This is a genomic window from Neomesorhizobium albiziae (assembly GCF_900114255.1).
Taxonomy (GTDB): domain Bacteria; phylum Pseudomonadota; class Alphaproteobacteria; order Rhizobiales; family Rhizobiaceae; genus Neomesorhizobium; species Neomesorhizobium albiziae.
The window spans coordinates 53,385-66,232 of sequence record NZ_FOSL01000003.1 but is presented as its reverse complement, the minus strand read 5'-3'; the positions used below and the strand labels follow the sequence as shown (position 1 = coordinate 66,232).

12 protein-coding genes and 1 tRNA gene are annotated in these 12,848 nt (G+C 62.0%); 5 read left to right on the top strand and 8 right to left on the bottom strand.

The window, feature by feature from the left end; all coding sequences use genetic code 11:
• Positions 1-127 precede the first annotated feature (127 nt).
• Complete coding sequence (locus F3H98_RS06775; RefSeq protein ID WP_149759375.1) at positions 128-424, bottom strand: hypothetical protein; 297 nt, start codon at positions 422-424, stop codon at positions 128-130.
• Positions 425-796: 372 nt separating this feature from the next.
• Between F3H98_RS06775 and F3H98_RS06770 the strand changes: the two genes are divergently transcribed.
• Positions 797-1,291: a hypothetical protein gene (locus F3H98_RS06770; RefSeq protein WP_149759374.1), complete on the top strand. Its 495-nt coding sequence runs from the start codon at positions 797-799 to the stop codon at positions 1,289-1,291.
• A gap of 379 nt (positions 1,292-1,670) precedes the next feature.
• A complete protein-coding gene (locus F3H98_RS06765) occupies positions 1,671-3,062 on the top strand; it encodes an Ig-like domain-containing protein (RefSeq protein ID WP_149759373.1) in 1,392 nt (463 codons plus the stop codon).
• 95 nt (positions 3,063-3,157) lie between these two features.
• On the opposite strand, the gene F3H98_RS06760 is transcribed toward F3H98_RS06765, so the two are convergent.
• Positions 3,158-3,234: transfer RNA gene (locus F3H98_RS06760), tRNA-Arg, on the bottom strand.
• Positions 3,235-3,345: 111 nt separating this feature from the next.
• Here F3H98_RS06760 and F3H98_RS06755 point away from each other — a divergent pair.
• Positions 3,346-4,878 carry a malonate--CoA ligase gene (locus F3H98_RS06755; protein WP_149759372.1) on the top strand — a complete coding sequence of 511 codons (1,533 nt, stop codon included), beginning with the start codon at positions 3,346-3,348 and terminating at the stop codon, positions 4,876-4,878.
• A 151-nt stretch (positions 4,879-5,029) separates the two neighbouring features.
• Here the strand turns inward: F3H98_RS06755 and F3H98_RS06750 are convergent, their stop codons facing one another.
• A complete protein-coding gene (locus F3H98_RS06750; protein ID WP_149759371.1) occupies positions 5,030-6,193 on the bottom strand; it encodes a M20 aminoacylase family protein in 1,164 nt (387 codons plus the stop codon).
• Between the two features lie 210 nt (positions 6,194-6,403).
• Between F3H98_RS06750 and F3H98_RS06745 the strand changes: the two genes are divergently transcribed.
• On the top strand, positions 6,404-7,579 hold the full coding sequence (locus F3H98_RS06745; RefSeq protein ID WP_149759370.1) for a D-alanyl-D-alanine carboxypeptidase family protein: 1,176 nt from the start codon (positions 6,404-6,406) through the stop codon (positions 7,577-7,579).
• Between the two features lie 112 nt (positions 7,580-7,691).
• Entirely contained in the window at positions 7,692-8,807 is a 1,116-nt protein-coding gene (locus F3H98_RS06740; protein ID WP_149759369.1) for a CobW family GTP-binding protein, read from the top strand.
• Positions 8,808-8,817: 10 nt separating this feature from the next.
• On the opposite strand, the gene F3H98_RS06735 is transcribed toward F3H98_RS06740, so the two are convergent.
• The 5 genes from F3H98_RS06735 to F3H98_RS06715 all read right to left on the bottom strand — a co-directional run bounded on the left by F3H98_RS06735 (position 8,818) and on the right by F3H98_RS06715 (position 12,692).
• A complete protein-coding gene (locus F3H98_RS06735; RefSeq protein WP_149759368.1) occupies positions 8,818-9,048 on the bottom strand; it encodes a sulfurtransferase TusA family protein in 231 nt (76 codons plus the stop codon).
• A gap of 9 nt (positions 9,049-9,057) precedes the next feature.
• On the bottom strand, positions 9,058-10,347 hold the full coding sequence (locus tag F3H98_RS06730; RefSeq protein ID WP_149759367.1) for a L,D-transpeptidase family protein: 1,290 nt from the start codon (positions 10,345-10,347) through the stop codon (positions 9,058-9,060).
• Between the two features lie 227 nt (positions 10,348-10,574).
• Positions 10,575-11,525: an acetyl-CoA carboxylase carboxyltransferase subunit alpha gene (locus tag F3H98_RS06725; RefSeq protein ID WP_149759366.1), complete on the bottom strand. Its 951-nt coding sequence runs from the start codon at positions 11,523-11,525 to the stop codon at positions 10,575-10,577.
• A gap of 94 nt (positions 11,526-11,619) precedes the next feature.
• The gene (locus F3H98_RS06720; RefSeq protein ID WP_149759365.1) at positions 11,620-12,546 is read right to left on the bottom strand and encodes a site-specific tyrosine recombinase XerD; all 927 of its coding nucleotides are present in this window, start codon (positions 12,544-12,546) and stop codon (positions 11,620-11,622) included.
• On the bottom strand, positions 12,543-12,692 hold the full coding sequence (locus tag F3H98_RS06715; RefSeq protein ID WP_149759364.1) for a histidine kinase: 150 nt from the start codon (positions 12,690-12,692) through the stop codon (positions 12,543-12,545). Before F3H98_RS06715 ends, F3H98_RS06720 begins: the two co-directional genes overlap by 4 nt.
• Between the last annotated feature and the right edge of the window lie 156 nt (positions 12,693-12,848).

The window sequence follows — 12,848 nt, the reverse complement described above, 5'->3', positions numbered from 1 at the left end:
CACTTGCGCTGGAGATACCGCAAATCCATCGATTTTCCGTTGCGGATATGCAGAGAATTTTAGTGAATCTCTAAAGTAGCAGATCATCATGTCTGCGCTCACGCCGATGGCGCGGTCCGGACTCTTCTCATTTTCCGAACCGTCGCAACTCGACACATTTAGCGACACGGCAGTCATCGGTATCGGCGACGGCCACGCGCTCCATGGCAATCATGTCGCCGGTGCCGCAGAACGACGGGCCCGCGACGAAGCGATCGTAGAGTGTGATGCCGGTGTCTCCCTGCCGATAGAGAACGGCCACGCCGTCACGTTGCAGGGATGCCTGTACGTCGGAACAGGTCATTCCCGCCACCATGTAGCGGACTGCCGCTGACGCTTCGAACGAGACAATCAGGAGAAATGCAGCCACAACGAACTTGATCATTGCCACGGTCCCTCACAACCCGCCAAAGTCAGCAAAGCATCGCTGCGTCGCCTCGGCAAGATGGACGTATCATCAATTCGGTGGTCTGCCAGGGGCTTTCCGACAGCTCCTTTCGCTTGCCACTTTTGGCAGGGTAGCTGCCGCCACACCACGCTGACGAACAGTTCTGTCACATTGATCCGCAGTCTTGAGTCAATATTGCAATATATTTCATCGAGTTGTTCGCGAATTGTCATAGACGATGTTCAGACGAGTAATTCGGTGTCTTCTTAAGGATGGAAATATGCACTAGAGTTTGTGGTGCGTCCGCTATCGTCTGGCCGTCGCCATCGTCATCGAACGGCGCGAAGCAGAGAGCTAGGAGAACACCCCATGATTACTTTCACTCGGATTGGTGCAGCGCTGGCCATTGCGACTATGGCCGCCACTGGTGCAAGCGCGCAGACCAAGAAGTACGGTTCGGAAGCCGGTTGGGATATTTTCGTCAATGAAAACACCGGACCTGGCTGCCTGATCGCGCGGAAACTCGACGCCGATACCCAGGTCGAGATGGGTATCGATACGACTGCCGACCGGCGCGGTTATCTGGCCCTGTACACGAAAGCAGATGCAAACGTTAAAGCCGGCGAAAAAATCTCCGTAATCTTCGATGTCGACGGTCAAAAGTTCACAGGGGAGGCAACCGGTCAGCAGTTGGAGGGGTTCCGTGGAGCTTCTGTACCGGTCAACAATCTCGACTTCATATACGATCTAGCGAAGAAGAAGACCCTGACGATCACTCCACAAGGGCGTGACCCCATCGTGATCAGTCTCGTTGGAACCGACGCCGCGTTCAAGGCACTGCGCGCCTGCCAGGAGGCTCAGTAACCGGCATGATTCAAAGATGACGTGACGCAGCCGAGCATGGCATGGCGCAATGCCCGTCTAGCGCTGCCCTCAATGACCGGCGGTGCAAGGTGGGCTGCGCTAAGGAACGCCGCATGCTATGCGACGGCGCCATCGATCTGGCAAGAACCCGCAAGTTGCTGGCGCTGGGTTGAAGGCGGCGCTCTCAACGCACCGGTGCCGGAAACGAAGTTGGGCGTCTTCTGTAGGCAGCTTTCTGTCTATACGGCTGTCACTGAGCCCGCGCATAAGTTACCTCTTACACGATAAGTTACCCTGCTGTGATGATCGTCATTACCCTGTGATACGTTTTTGAGTATCCTCTGCGCAGCCTGTTCCCATGCGCAAAGGAAAGAACACCATGCCCACTCTGAGCAATGGTAGCGAGTTGAGCGTCTGGGAAGACACTGAAAACCAAAGCCCCGACGCGGTCCTCTTCACTATAACCGAAACCGATGGCGACGAACTCGGCGGAACGGTGAAGACGGATTTCCCCTTCGGCTTCATCGACGTCGCGTCGGTGGACGTCTTCGACGGGTTTTTCACTGTCACCACCTTCACCAATGACGGTAGGACGGAAATTTTCACGACGCTCGAAACATTCGTTTTCGACAATGAAGGCCGTCTCCTGCGCACACTATCCGAACAGGCCGCGTACTTGTCGACGCAGATCGTCGACATCGACGCGAGCAGCCCGGACGACATGACGGTGACGTGGACCGGCGCAAACGAATATTTCGGCGGCGAAAACACCCAGTATGGCGAACACCAGATTATCGTCGAGGACGGCGCGCTGCAGCCCGATACCTTCGAGAACCATACCCCTACCGTCGCCAATTTGAGCTTCACGCTGGCGCCCGGGCAATCGCTCGACGACATCAAGTTCAGCGCCACGGACGCCGACTACGATCTGTTGAGCTTCATTGTCGTGGACGGGCCGGACCACGGCACCCTGCAGCAGGAAACGAAATATGAAGCCGGCTACTACCCGTTTCACCAGGGCCACTATTTCGACAGTCTGCACTACCACCAGGACTATCTGAACGGAAACCTCTTCGACTATTCGCCCGAGGCTGGTTTCACCGGCACCGACACGTTTACCGTCTACGCCACCGACGGCCAGGGCAACAGCAACCTGGCGACCGTCACCATCACGGTCGCTCCGCCGCCCGAATCCATCACCCTGAACGATCGGAAAGATGTGGCCAGCTATGCAGCTTACGATCATGCCGTGCTGGTCGCCGCGCTGGGGGGCAATGACCGTATCACCGGCAGCCGGCTTAACGATTCACTCGACGGCGGCGCCGGCAACGACCGGCTTTTGGGTGGCGAAGGCAACGACGAAATATTTGGCGGAAACGGTTCTGATCGCATGCATGGCGGCGACGGCGACGACATATTGAGCGGTGGTTTGGGCCATGACCGGCTGACCGGTGAGGCAGGCAGCGATATTTTCTTCTTCGACGCAGCACTCGGCCGGGCCAACGCCGACAGGATACTCGACTTCTCTTCCGCCGACGACATCATCCACCTGGACGGCGAGATCTTTTCAGGGTTGGAAGCCGGCGCGCTGGACGCCGGCGCGTTCGCCCTCGGTGATGCAGCGGCCGATAAGGACGACCGCATCATCTACGACCAGGGTTGCGGCCGCGTGCTTTACGATGCCGATGGGGTTGGTGGCGCGGCGGCCGTCCTTTTCGCCACGCTCAGTGGCGGCCCTGCTCTTGTCGCGGGAGATTTTTTCGTCGTTTAGGCGCGCCAGTTTCCGGCATACCCACAGGATGCCGCCGGTGGCGGTTTTTACTCGCCTCACCTTGCCTGTAAGCATTTGATATCAACAGGGAACGTTGGTGATCCCGACAGGAATCGAACCTGTGACCTACAGATTAGGAATCTGCCGCTCTATCCTACTGAGCTACGGGACCACGCGCCGAGACACATAACCGCTTCCGGGCGTTTCGCCAACCGCTTTTCAGGGCGATTTTATGAGGATCCAAGACGGAACGCATGAACGAAACGCGACGGGAGGCCGTGTGATGGGCAACCACATGTTCGATGCGATCCGCGCTGCGGCGAAGCCGGATGCCCGGTTCGTGGAGAGCCCCGACGGACGGTGCTGGTCTTACAGCGACATGCTGGGAGCCTCCGCGCGCATCGCCGGAGCGCTGGAAAAGCTCTCGGTAAGGCCCGGCGACCGCGTTGCCGTCCAGGCAGAAAAGAGCCCGGAAGTGCTGATGCTCTACATTGCCTGCCTGCGCGCCGGCGCTGTTTACCTGCCGCTCAACACCGCCTACACGCTGGCCGAGCTTGATTATTTCATCTCGGACGCGGAGCCGCGGCTCGTCGTCGTTTCCCCGGCGGCCCGCGAAACGGTAGGCGAGCTTGCTGGCCGGTACGGCGCGCATGTCGAGACCCTCGATGCCTCCGGTTCCGGGTCACTGATGGACCTGGCTTCGGACCAGCCGCCCGATTTCACGGACGCCGAGTGCGGGCCGGACGACCTCGCCGCCATCCTCTACACTTCCGGGACGACGGGCCGCTCGAAGGGCGCGATGCTGACACATGACAACCTTCTGTCCAATGCGCTGGCGTTGCGAGATTATTGGCGGTTCACCTCGGAAGATCGGCTGATCCACGCTCTGCCGATTTTCCACACGCACGGCCTCTTTGTCGCGTCCAACGTGGTGCTCCTGTCGGGAGCCTCAATGATCTTCCTGCCGAAGTTCGATGCGGACGAGGTGCTGCGCCTTCTGCCGCGGGCTTCCGTGCTCATGGGCGTGCCGACCTTCTATGTCAGGCTCGTCCAACATCGGGAGCTGACCCGGGAGACGGTTGGCCGTATGCGGCTGTTTATTTCAGGTTCCGCGCCCCTGCTTGCGGAAACGCACGAGGCGTTCAGGCGCCGGACCGGCCATGCGATCCTCGAGCGCTACGGCATGACCGAAACCAACATGAACACCTCAAATCCTTATGACGGGGAACGCATCGCCGACACTGTCGGATTTCCGCTGCCAGGCGTGGAGCTGCGCGTGACGGAGCCGGAAACTGGGGTGCCGCTCCGCGACGGAGAGACCGGCATGATCGAGGTCAGGGGTCCCAATGTCTTCAAAGGATACTGGCGGATGCCGGAGAAGACGGAAGCCGAGTTCCGCTCAGATGGCTTCTTCATAACGGGCGATCTCGGCAAGATCGACGAGCGCGGCTATGTTCACATCGTGGGGCGCGGCAAGGACCTCATCATATCCGGCGGCTACAACGTTTATCCGAAGGAGATCGAGACCGAGATCGACCGCCTCGATGGCGTCGTCGAAAGCGCAGTCATCGGAATCCCGCATCCCGATTTCGGCGAAGGCGTCGCAGCCGTGGTCGTGCGGGAAAAGGGCAGCACGCTTGAAGAGCGCATGATTCTTCAGGGGTTGCGCGACAGGCTCGCGCGATACAAGCAGCCGAAGGCCGTCGTATTCGTTGATGAGCTGCCGCGCAACGCGATGGGCAAGGTACAGAAGAATGTCTTGCGCGAACGCTATGGCAAGGTGTTGGAGGCCGCTTTCGCTGCGGGCTCCACCTAGCTTTTTGCGGCGAGAGGCGCGGGCTGCCAGCTAACCCCCGAACCTCGCGCATGAGTGATATTCCCGCGTTTTACAGCGGGCGATGCCCTGGCGTCGCACAAGTGCGGTTAGACAAAGAGATCACCCGAATGCACTCCGCTTCTGCCCCGCTTCAGGCCGCCAGCGCCGTCTCCGTCAGCCGCACCCAGTAGCTCACGCCGTGTGAGATGACCTCGTCGTTGAAATCGTAGGCGGGGTGGTGGAGGCCGGCGGTGTCCCCGTTTCCGATGAAGATGAAGGCGCCGGGGCGGGCTTCCAGCATGTAGGAAAAATCCTCGCCGCCCATCACCGGCGGCATTGCGCGATGCACCCTGTTGTCGCCGGCGATCACAGCCGCGATGTCGCCCGCAAAAACCGTTTCTTCCGCATGATTGAAGGTGACGGGGTAGTTGGCGTCGTAGTTGATCGTCACGGTAGCGCCGTGCGCTGCGGCAATGCCCTCGCACACCGCATGCAGTCGCCGGCGCGCCATCTCGGCCATTTCCTTCTTGAGGGTGCGCACTGTGCCGGCGATCTCGGCCGTTTCGGGAATGACGTTATAGGCGTCGCCGGCATGGAATTTGGTCACCGAAACCACCAGCGCCTCGACCGGATCGGCGTTGCGCGAGGCGATTGTCTGCAGGGCGACGACGATCTGGCTGCCGATGACGATCGGGTCGACCGTGCCGTGCGGCATCGCCGCGTGCCCGCCCTTGCCCTTGATGCCGATGGTGAACTCGGCGGTCGCCGCCATGATCGGACCCGGACGGATGGCGAACTGGCCGACCGGCAGGCCCGGCATGTTGTGCATGCCGAACACCTTCTCGATGCCGAAGCGCTCCATCATGCCTTCCTTGACCATCACATTGCCGCCGCCGCCACCTTCCTCGGCAGGCTGGAAGATGAGGGCGACCGACCCGGCGAAATTGCGTGTCTCGGCGAGGTATTTGGCCGCGCCCAGCAGCATCGCCGTGTGGCCGTCATGGCCGCAAGCATGCATCTTCCCCGGCGATTGCGACTGATAGGCGCGGGCGGTCGTCTCGACGATCGGCAAGGCGTCCATGTCGGCGCGTAGGCCAATCGTAGCGCCATCGCCCAAGCGGCCCTTGATCATCGCGACGACGCCGGTCTTGGCAAGTCCGGTCGCGACCTCGTCGCAGCCGAATTCCTTGAGTTTTTCCGCGACGAAGGCCGAGGTTTGCGGCAGGTCGAAATTGAGTTCCGGGATGGAATGCAGGTGTTGACGCCAGCCGGCGACCTCCTGCTGCATTTCGGCGGCGCGGTTCAGGATCGGCATGGTCTGGAACTCTCTATCTCTTGTGATGGCAGAAACTGCCCGGGTTCCGGCAAAAGTGATCGCTCGCGTTTTGCCATCTTGGCGTCACATAGGCTAAATAGCACCGTTCAAGGAGCGCGAGGGGCTGCTCCGCGACGTCATATGTCACGCCGGTGCCGGAAGCTTACGGACCACGGAGCGACCAGGGCAAGAGCTATTTCGGAATTCAACATGCGGCAGCTGCACTTTCTTCGCACTCTTTTCGTCGGCGCCTCGCTTTCGACGACGCTGCTGGCCGGCGGCGCCAACGCCAATCCGTCGCTGCTGTTCGACCTGCAGACCGGCCAGGTGCTCGCCCATGAAGAGGCTTTCCAGCGTTGGCATCCGGCCTCGCTGACCAAGTTGATGACGGCCTATGTCACCTTCCGCGCGATCCAGGCCGGAGAGCTCGACCTGACGTCGCCGATCAAGGTTTCCAAGAACTCGGCCTCCGAACAGCCGGCCAAGATGGGCTACAAGCCGGGCTCGGTGATGACGCTCGACAATGCGCTCAAGATGATGCTGGTGCGTTCGGCCAACGACATCGCCATGGCGATCGGCGAGAATGTCGGCGGCACCAAGGACGGCTTCGTGGCGCGCATGAATGCCGAGGCGGCGCGGCTCGGCATGAGCGATTCGCATTTTTCCAATCCGAACGGCCTGCACGCCGACGACCAGTACACGACGGCGCACGACCTCGCGCTGCTGGTGATGGCGATGCGCCGCGAATATCCGCAGTACGCGCCGTATTTCTCGATCGAAGGGCTGCTGGCGGGCAAGAAGAAACTCGGCAGCTTCAACCTTCTTGTCGGCCGCTATGCCGGCGCGGACGGCATGAAGACCGGGTTCATCTGCCCGTCCGGCTTCAACATGATCGGTTCGGCGACCCGCAACGGCCGCACATTGGTCGCGGTTATCCTGGGCGAGAAGACAGCCGTCACACGCGCCGAAGTCGCCGCTAAACTGCTCGACCAGGGGTTTGCCAATCCCAATATCGGTGCGCAGACCGTCGCCGGCCTGACCCGCTACGGCGAAGGCACCGGCGTGGTTCGCAACGTGCGCGACGAGGTTTGCCCGAAGCCTGTGAAGGGCCAGAAGGCGGAGCAACCCAGCGAACAAGCCTCGGAAAAGGTCAAGTCGCCGTTCCTCGAAAAGCTTGATCACCCGCCGAAGCTGATCGCGGTCGGCCTTGGCAATGCCACCGGCAAGGTGCCGGCGGCGTATGCCGCGGCGGTTGCCGCCGGCAAGGCTGCCGACGTCGACGGTATCCCCATTCCCACGCCGCGACCGAACTACACCGCGACCACCGCCTCGTCGGACACGCCTGAAGCCGTGGCAAAGCCCGCCAAGGCGACGGTCGGCGGCTAGAGCATGATCCCCAAAAGCGGAAACCGGTTTTCGGAAGAGATCATGCTCCAACAAACAGATAGAGCCTGTTCCATTCCGATCGAATCGGAATGGAACGGGCTCTAGAATTCCCATGGCGGATTTCCCGATTCCGGTGTCGGTGCTGACTGGGTTTCTCGGCGCCGGCAAGACGACGCTGCTCAACAGGCTGCTGAAGGATCCAGCACTTGCCGACACTGCGGTGATCATCAACGAATTCGGCGATGTCGCCATCGACCACCTGCTGGTCGAACAATCGTCGGACGGGGTGATCCAGCTTTCCGATGGCTGCCTGTGCTGCACGGTGCGCGGTGAATTGGTCGACACGCTGGCCGACCTTGTCGACCGGCTGCAGACCGGTCGCATCAAGCGGCTGAAGCGCGTCGTCATCGAAACCACGGGCGTTGCCGACCCCGCGCCCGTGCTGCAGGCGATCATGGGGCATCCCGCACTTGTTCAGGCATTCCGTCTCGACGGCGTCATCACCGCGGTCGACGCGTTCAATGGTGACGCGACACTCGATGCCCATGTCGAGGCGGTCAAGCAGGTCGCTGTCGCCGACCGCATCGTCATCACCAAGGCCGATCTCGTCAGCGATGCGGATGTCCTCGTCGCGCTGCGGGCGCGGCTGCGCAGCATAAATCCCGGCGCTGAGATCCTCGATGCGGGGGATCGCGAGACCGGCCATGCCGCGCTGTTCGAATGCGGGCTCTACGATCCTGCGACAAAGACAGCCGATGTCCGCCGCTGGCTTGGTGAAGAGGCGTCGCTCCATCATCACGAGCATGGCGATCATCACCACGACGACCATGATCACCATCACGAACATCGCCACGATTCGCGCGTCAGCGCCATCTCGCTGACGCATGACGGTCCGCTGCCGTTCGGCGCCATCGAGACCTTCCTCGACCTTCTGCTTTCCACCCATGGGGAGAAGTTGTTGCGGCTGAAGGGCATCGTCGAACTCGTGGAGGACCCGTCGCGGCCGCTGGTCGTGCATGGCGTTCAGAAGATATTCCACCCGCCGGCGCGGCTGCAGGCCTGGCCCGACGCGAGACGCGGCACGCGCTTGGTGCTGATCATGCTCGACATGCCGGAAGATTATGTGAGGCGGCTGTTCGCCGCCCTCGCCAACCGCCCTTCCATCGACACGCCCGACCGCGCCGCGATGGAGGCCAACCCGCTGGCGATCGCCGGAATGCCGCGCTAGACCGCTAAATTTAGCCGCGTTCGATCAGGAAACGGTGGCCGCCTGTCACGGTTTCGGTCTCGACCAGGCGGTGGCCATCCTCGCTACAGAAGGCCGGAATGTCGATGACGGCCAGCGGATCGGTGGTTTCCAGCCAGAGTTGCCCGCCGGCGCGCATGCCCGCCAGGCGCTTTTTTGCCTTGAGCACGGGGAGCGGGCAGTTCAGCCCACGCAGGTCGTAGATTTCGGCAACCGTATCCACGGCGAAAACTTAGCTTCCGAACAGGTTGCCGATCTTCTTGCGCATGCCGCCGAGCAGGCCGGGTTTTTCCTCGGCCGGCGCGCCGACCGTGGGTGTAACCACGGTTTCAGACGCCACTGAGGGTTCCGGCTGGACAGCCGGCGCTTCCTTCTGCGCCTTGGCGGCGGCTGCTGCCGCTGCCTTCTCGTCGGCGGCGCGCTGCACGGCTGCGAGCTTTTCCTCGGCAGCCTTCTTCTTGGCTGCGGCTGCGGCCTCCTGTTCGGCCATGCGGCGCCCGGCAGGCGAATCGATGCGGCCCATGCGGGAGGTCACCACGACGCTGCCATCCTGCTGCAGCGACGGCGGCTCGACGGGAACGCGTTCGCCGCGGGCCCGCTTCTTCGTCCACTCCGAAACGAGCGCCGCCTCCTTGGTGCCGGCAATCGTCGGCTTCGGCGGCAGCACTTTCGAGCCGGTGGCGCTGGAAAACGCGGCTGCGTAGTTCGTCTGGTAGCTCTGGTAGGCCATCTTCAGCGAATCAGGCTGCGTGGTCATCGGGCAGGCGCTGGTTGCGTTGAAGGTCGCGCCCTCGACAGGGGTCTGGTTGAAGACGTAGCGCTTTTCGCAGACGTCGACCTTCGGAGGCACCTTGGTGATCTCGAAATGGTCGTAGCCTTCCTTCAGCATCTTCCAGAACTCATAGTTCGGGTCGTTGCGATACCGCGCCATGTTCGCGGCGGTCATGCGGAAGGGGAAAGCCTGGATCTGGAATTCGGTCTGGCCGCCGCGGAAGGCGTCGCGGCCGAAGGCGTAGATTTCCTCCATTACCGCGTCGGTCATCGAATAGCAGCCCGACGACGAGCAGGCGCCGTGCACCATCAGATTGGCGCCGGTGCGCCCGTTGGCGCGGTCGTAGGTGTTGGGGAAGCCCATGTTGAAGGAGAGGTGATAGCTCGACTGGGGGTTCATCTGGGCCGGACGCACCGTGTAGAAGCCTTCCGGCGCCTGGCGGTCGCCTTCGGTGTATTTCGGTCCAAGTTTGCCCGACCATTTGCAGATGTCGTATTCGGCGATCAGGTCATAGCGGCCGTTGGTCTTCTGTTTCCAGACCTCGACCTTGCCTTCCTCCTTGTAGACGCGCGCCATCACCGGCGAGGTGCGGGTCATGCCTTTCGCCTTCATCTTGGCGACGATTTTTTCCGGCAAAGGCTTTTCCGCCTTGGCGCTGCCGCTGGAGACGCCCGAAAGCGTCGTGTCGGTGCAGCCGGCGGCGATCAGCGCGGCGGTCAACAAACTGGCACGTAGTATATTGGCAAGCATCTGGTTACGCGTCGTTTTTTCTGTCGGCCTGCCGGGTTCCGGCAGCCGATGCGATTGATATCGCCGCCACGCTAAACCCGTTAACCTTGAAATTCTGTTACCGCAAGCAGCCCATCCTCACTCACGTCTTTGTCATTGAGCGAAAAGGCGCGGCTATTTTGTGGCGAAACCGCACATTTCCGCCGTAAAGTGGCGGATCGGGCAATCGGAGGCTGTAGCCGCGACAATCAGAGGCTGCGGCCGATAGCCAGGTACTTTTCGCGCCGCTGTTCGCGGAAATCCATGTTCTGCGCGGAAAATTCGCCAAGCGCCTTGGCGATCTGGTCGCCGGTGGCGCCGATCACCGCTTCCGGCGCCCGGTGGGCGCCCCCGAGCGGCTCCTGGATGATGCCGTCGATGACCTTCAGGTCGAGCAGATCCTGAGCGGTGATCTTCATGTTGGTCGCCGCATCCTTGGCGCGTGTCGAATCATGCCAGAGGATCGATGCCGCGCCCTCCGGCGAGATCACCGAATAAATCGCGTGTTCGAGCATATAGACGCGGTTCGCGGTGGCGATTGCGATGGCCCCGCCGGAACCACCTTCGCCGATGACGACCGAGACCGACGGGATTTTCAGGCCGAGGCTGGTCGAGGTCGAGCGCGCGATGGCTTCGGCCTGGCCGCGTTCCTCGGCGTTGATGCCGGGGTAGGCGCCGGCGGTATCGACCAGCGTCACCAGCGGCACTCCGAAACGGTCGGCCAGCTCCATGATGCGCACGGCCTTGCGGTAGCCTTCCGGCTTGGCCATGCCGAAATTATGCTTCAGCCGGCTCTTGGTGTCGGAACCCTTTTCCTGGCCGATCACCGCGATCGGCTCGCCCCGGAAGCGCGCGAAGCCGCCGATGATGGCATTGTCCTCGCCAAAACCACGGTCGCCGGCGAGCGGCGTGAAATCGCTGAACAGCGCACCGACATAGTCGAGGCAATGCGGCCGGTCGGGATGGCGGGCGACCTGCGCCTTCTGCCACGGCGTCAGCGCCTTGTAGGCGTCGCGCAAGGCGTCCCGGGAGCGCTTCTCCAGCCGCGCGATCTCGTCGGCGACATTCACGGCCTCGCCATTCTCCGAAAGCTTCTTCAGCTCCAGAATCTTGCCTTCGAGGTCAGCGACGGGTTTTTCGAAATCGAGGTAATTGTACATTCGTGAGCGGACCAGAACGCCGGAAACCGATGAAAATAAGGCCGGAGGGCCGCAAAGGCGCCACCGGCATGCTGAATGACGCCCTCACATAGCGTTACGATGTGTGATCGGCAAGCGGATGATGGTCGTTGACCAGTCGCACCAGCCTTTCCTCCAGCACATGGGTGTAGATCTGGGTGGTCGAAATGTCGGAATGACCCAGCAATTGCTGCACGGCGCGCAGGTCCGCACCGTTCTGCAGGAGGTGGCTGGCAAAGGCGTGGCGCAGAACGTGGGGCGATATCTTCGCCGACGCGATACCGGCGCGGGCGGCAAGTCCCTTCAGTTCGCGCGCGAAAACCTGCCGCGGCAAATGACCGCTCTCTGAAAGCGCGGGGAAAAGCCAGGGGCTGGCGGCAAGTGGCGGAACGCGCTTGCGCTCGGCCTGCCAGGCGCGCATCGCGATGCGCGCCTTCTCCGACAGCGGCACCATGCGCTCCTTGTTGCCCTTGCCGCGCACCAAGAAGAAACGTTCGTCGCGGAGCGCCACGGTGAGCGGCAGGCTGACCAGTTCGGAAACGCGCAAGCCGGTCGCGTAAAGCACCTCGACCAGAGCATGCAGCCGCAACGCGGCCAGATGGGCGCTGTCGCCAAGTGCTGTATCGACGGCCTCGATCGCGGCGCGGTCGAGCAGGCGCCCGGTCTCGGCCTCGCTCATGGTTTTGGGCAGCGAGCGCTCCTTGCGCGGGCTGTCGAGGGTGCCCGTCGGGTCGTCGGAACGCAGCCCCTCGGCATATAGGAACTTGAAGAACTGCCGAAGCGCTGAAAGCTTGCGCGCCTGCGAGGTCGCAGCGAAGCCACGGGCCGCGATGTCGTTGAGATAGGCGCGGATGTCCGCCGGGGCGGCGGCCGCCAGGTTGCCCCGCACATGTTCGGCCGCGTCCTCGAGGTCGCGGCGGTAGGAGGAGAGCGTGTTGTCACTGGCTCCGCGCTCCGCGCTCATCATCTCAAGGAAGGCTTCAATGCGCGCCGGGCTGTTCATTGCGGTTTGTTGAGCTTTTCAACCGGCACGCGCACGCTGATCTCGCCCTTCTTCGGCTCGACGTATTTCACCAGCGCGAACATCCCGCCATAGGCCAGGCCTGCGAGGATGCCGAGTGTCGCCAGCAAACGGAAGAGAGTCGGCATCGAGGGGTGTAGCCCTGTCTGTTTCTAAGCTGCGTGCCGTTATGGGACGACAATACAGTCATTTCAAGGACATTCGCCTTGTGCGACATGCTTGACGCACACGCCCTTTTCATGTCGATACCGGCCGGGAGCGGCTGCCTTCGTCGAACGGCCAGC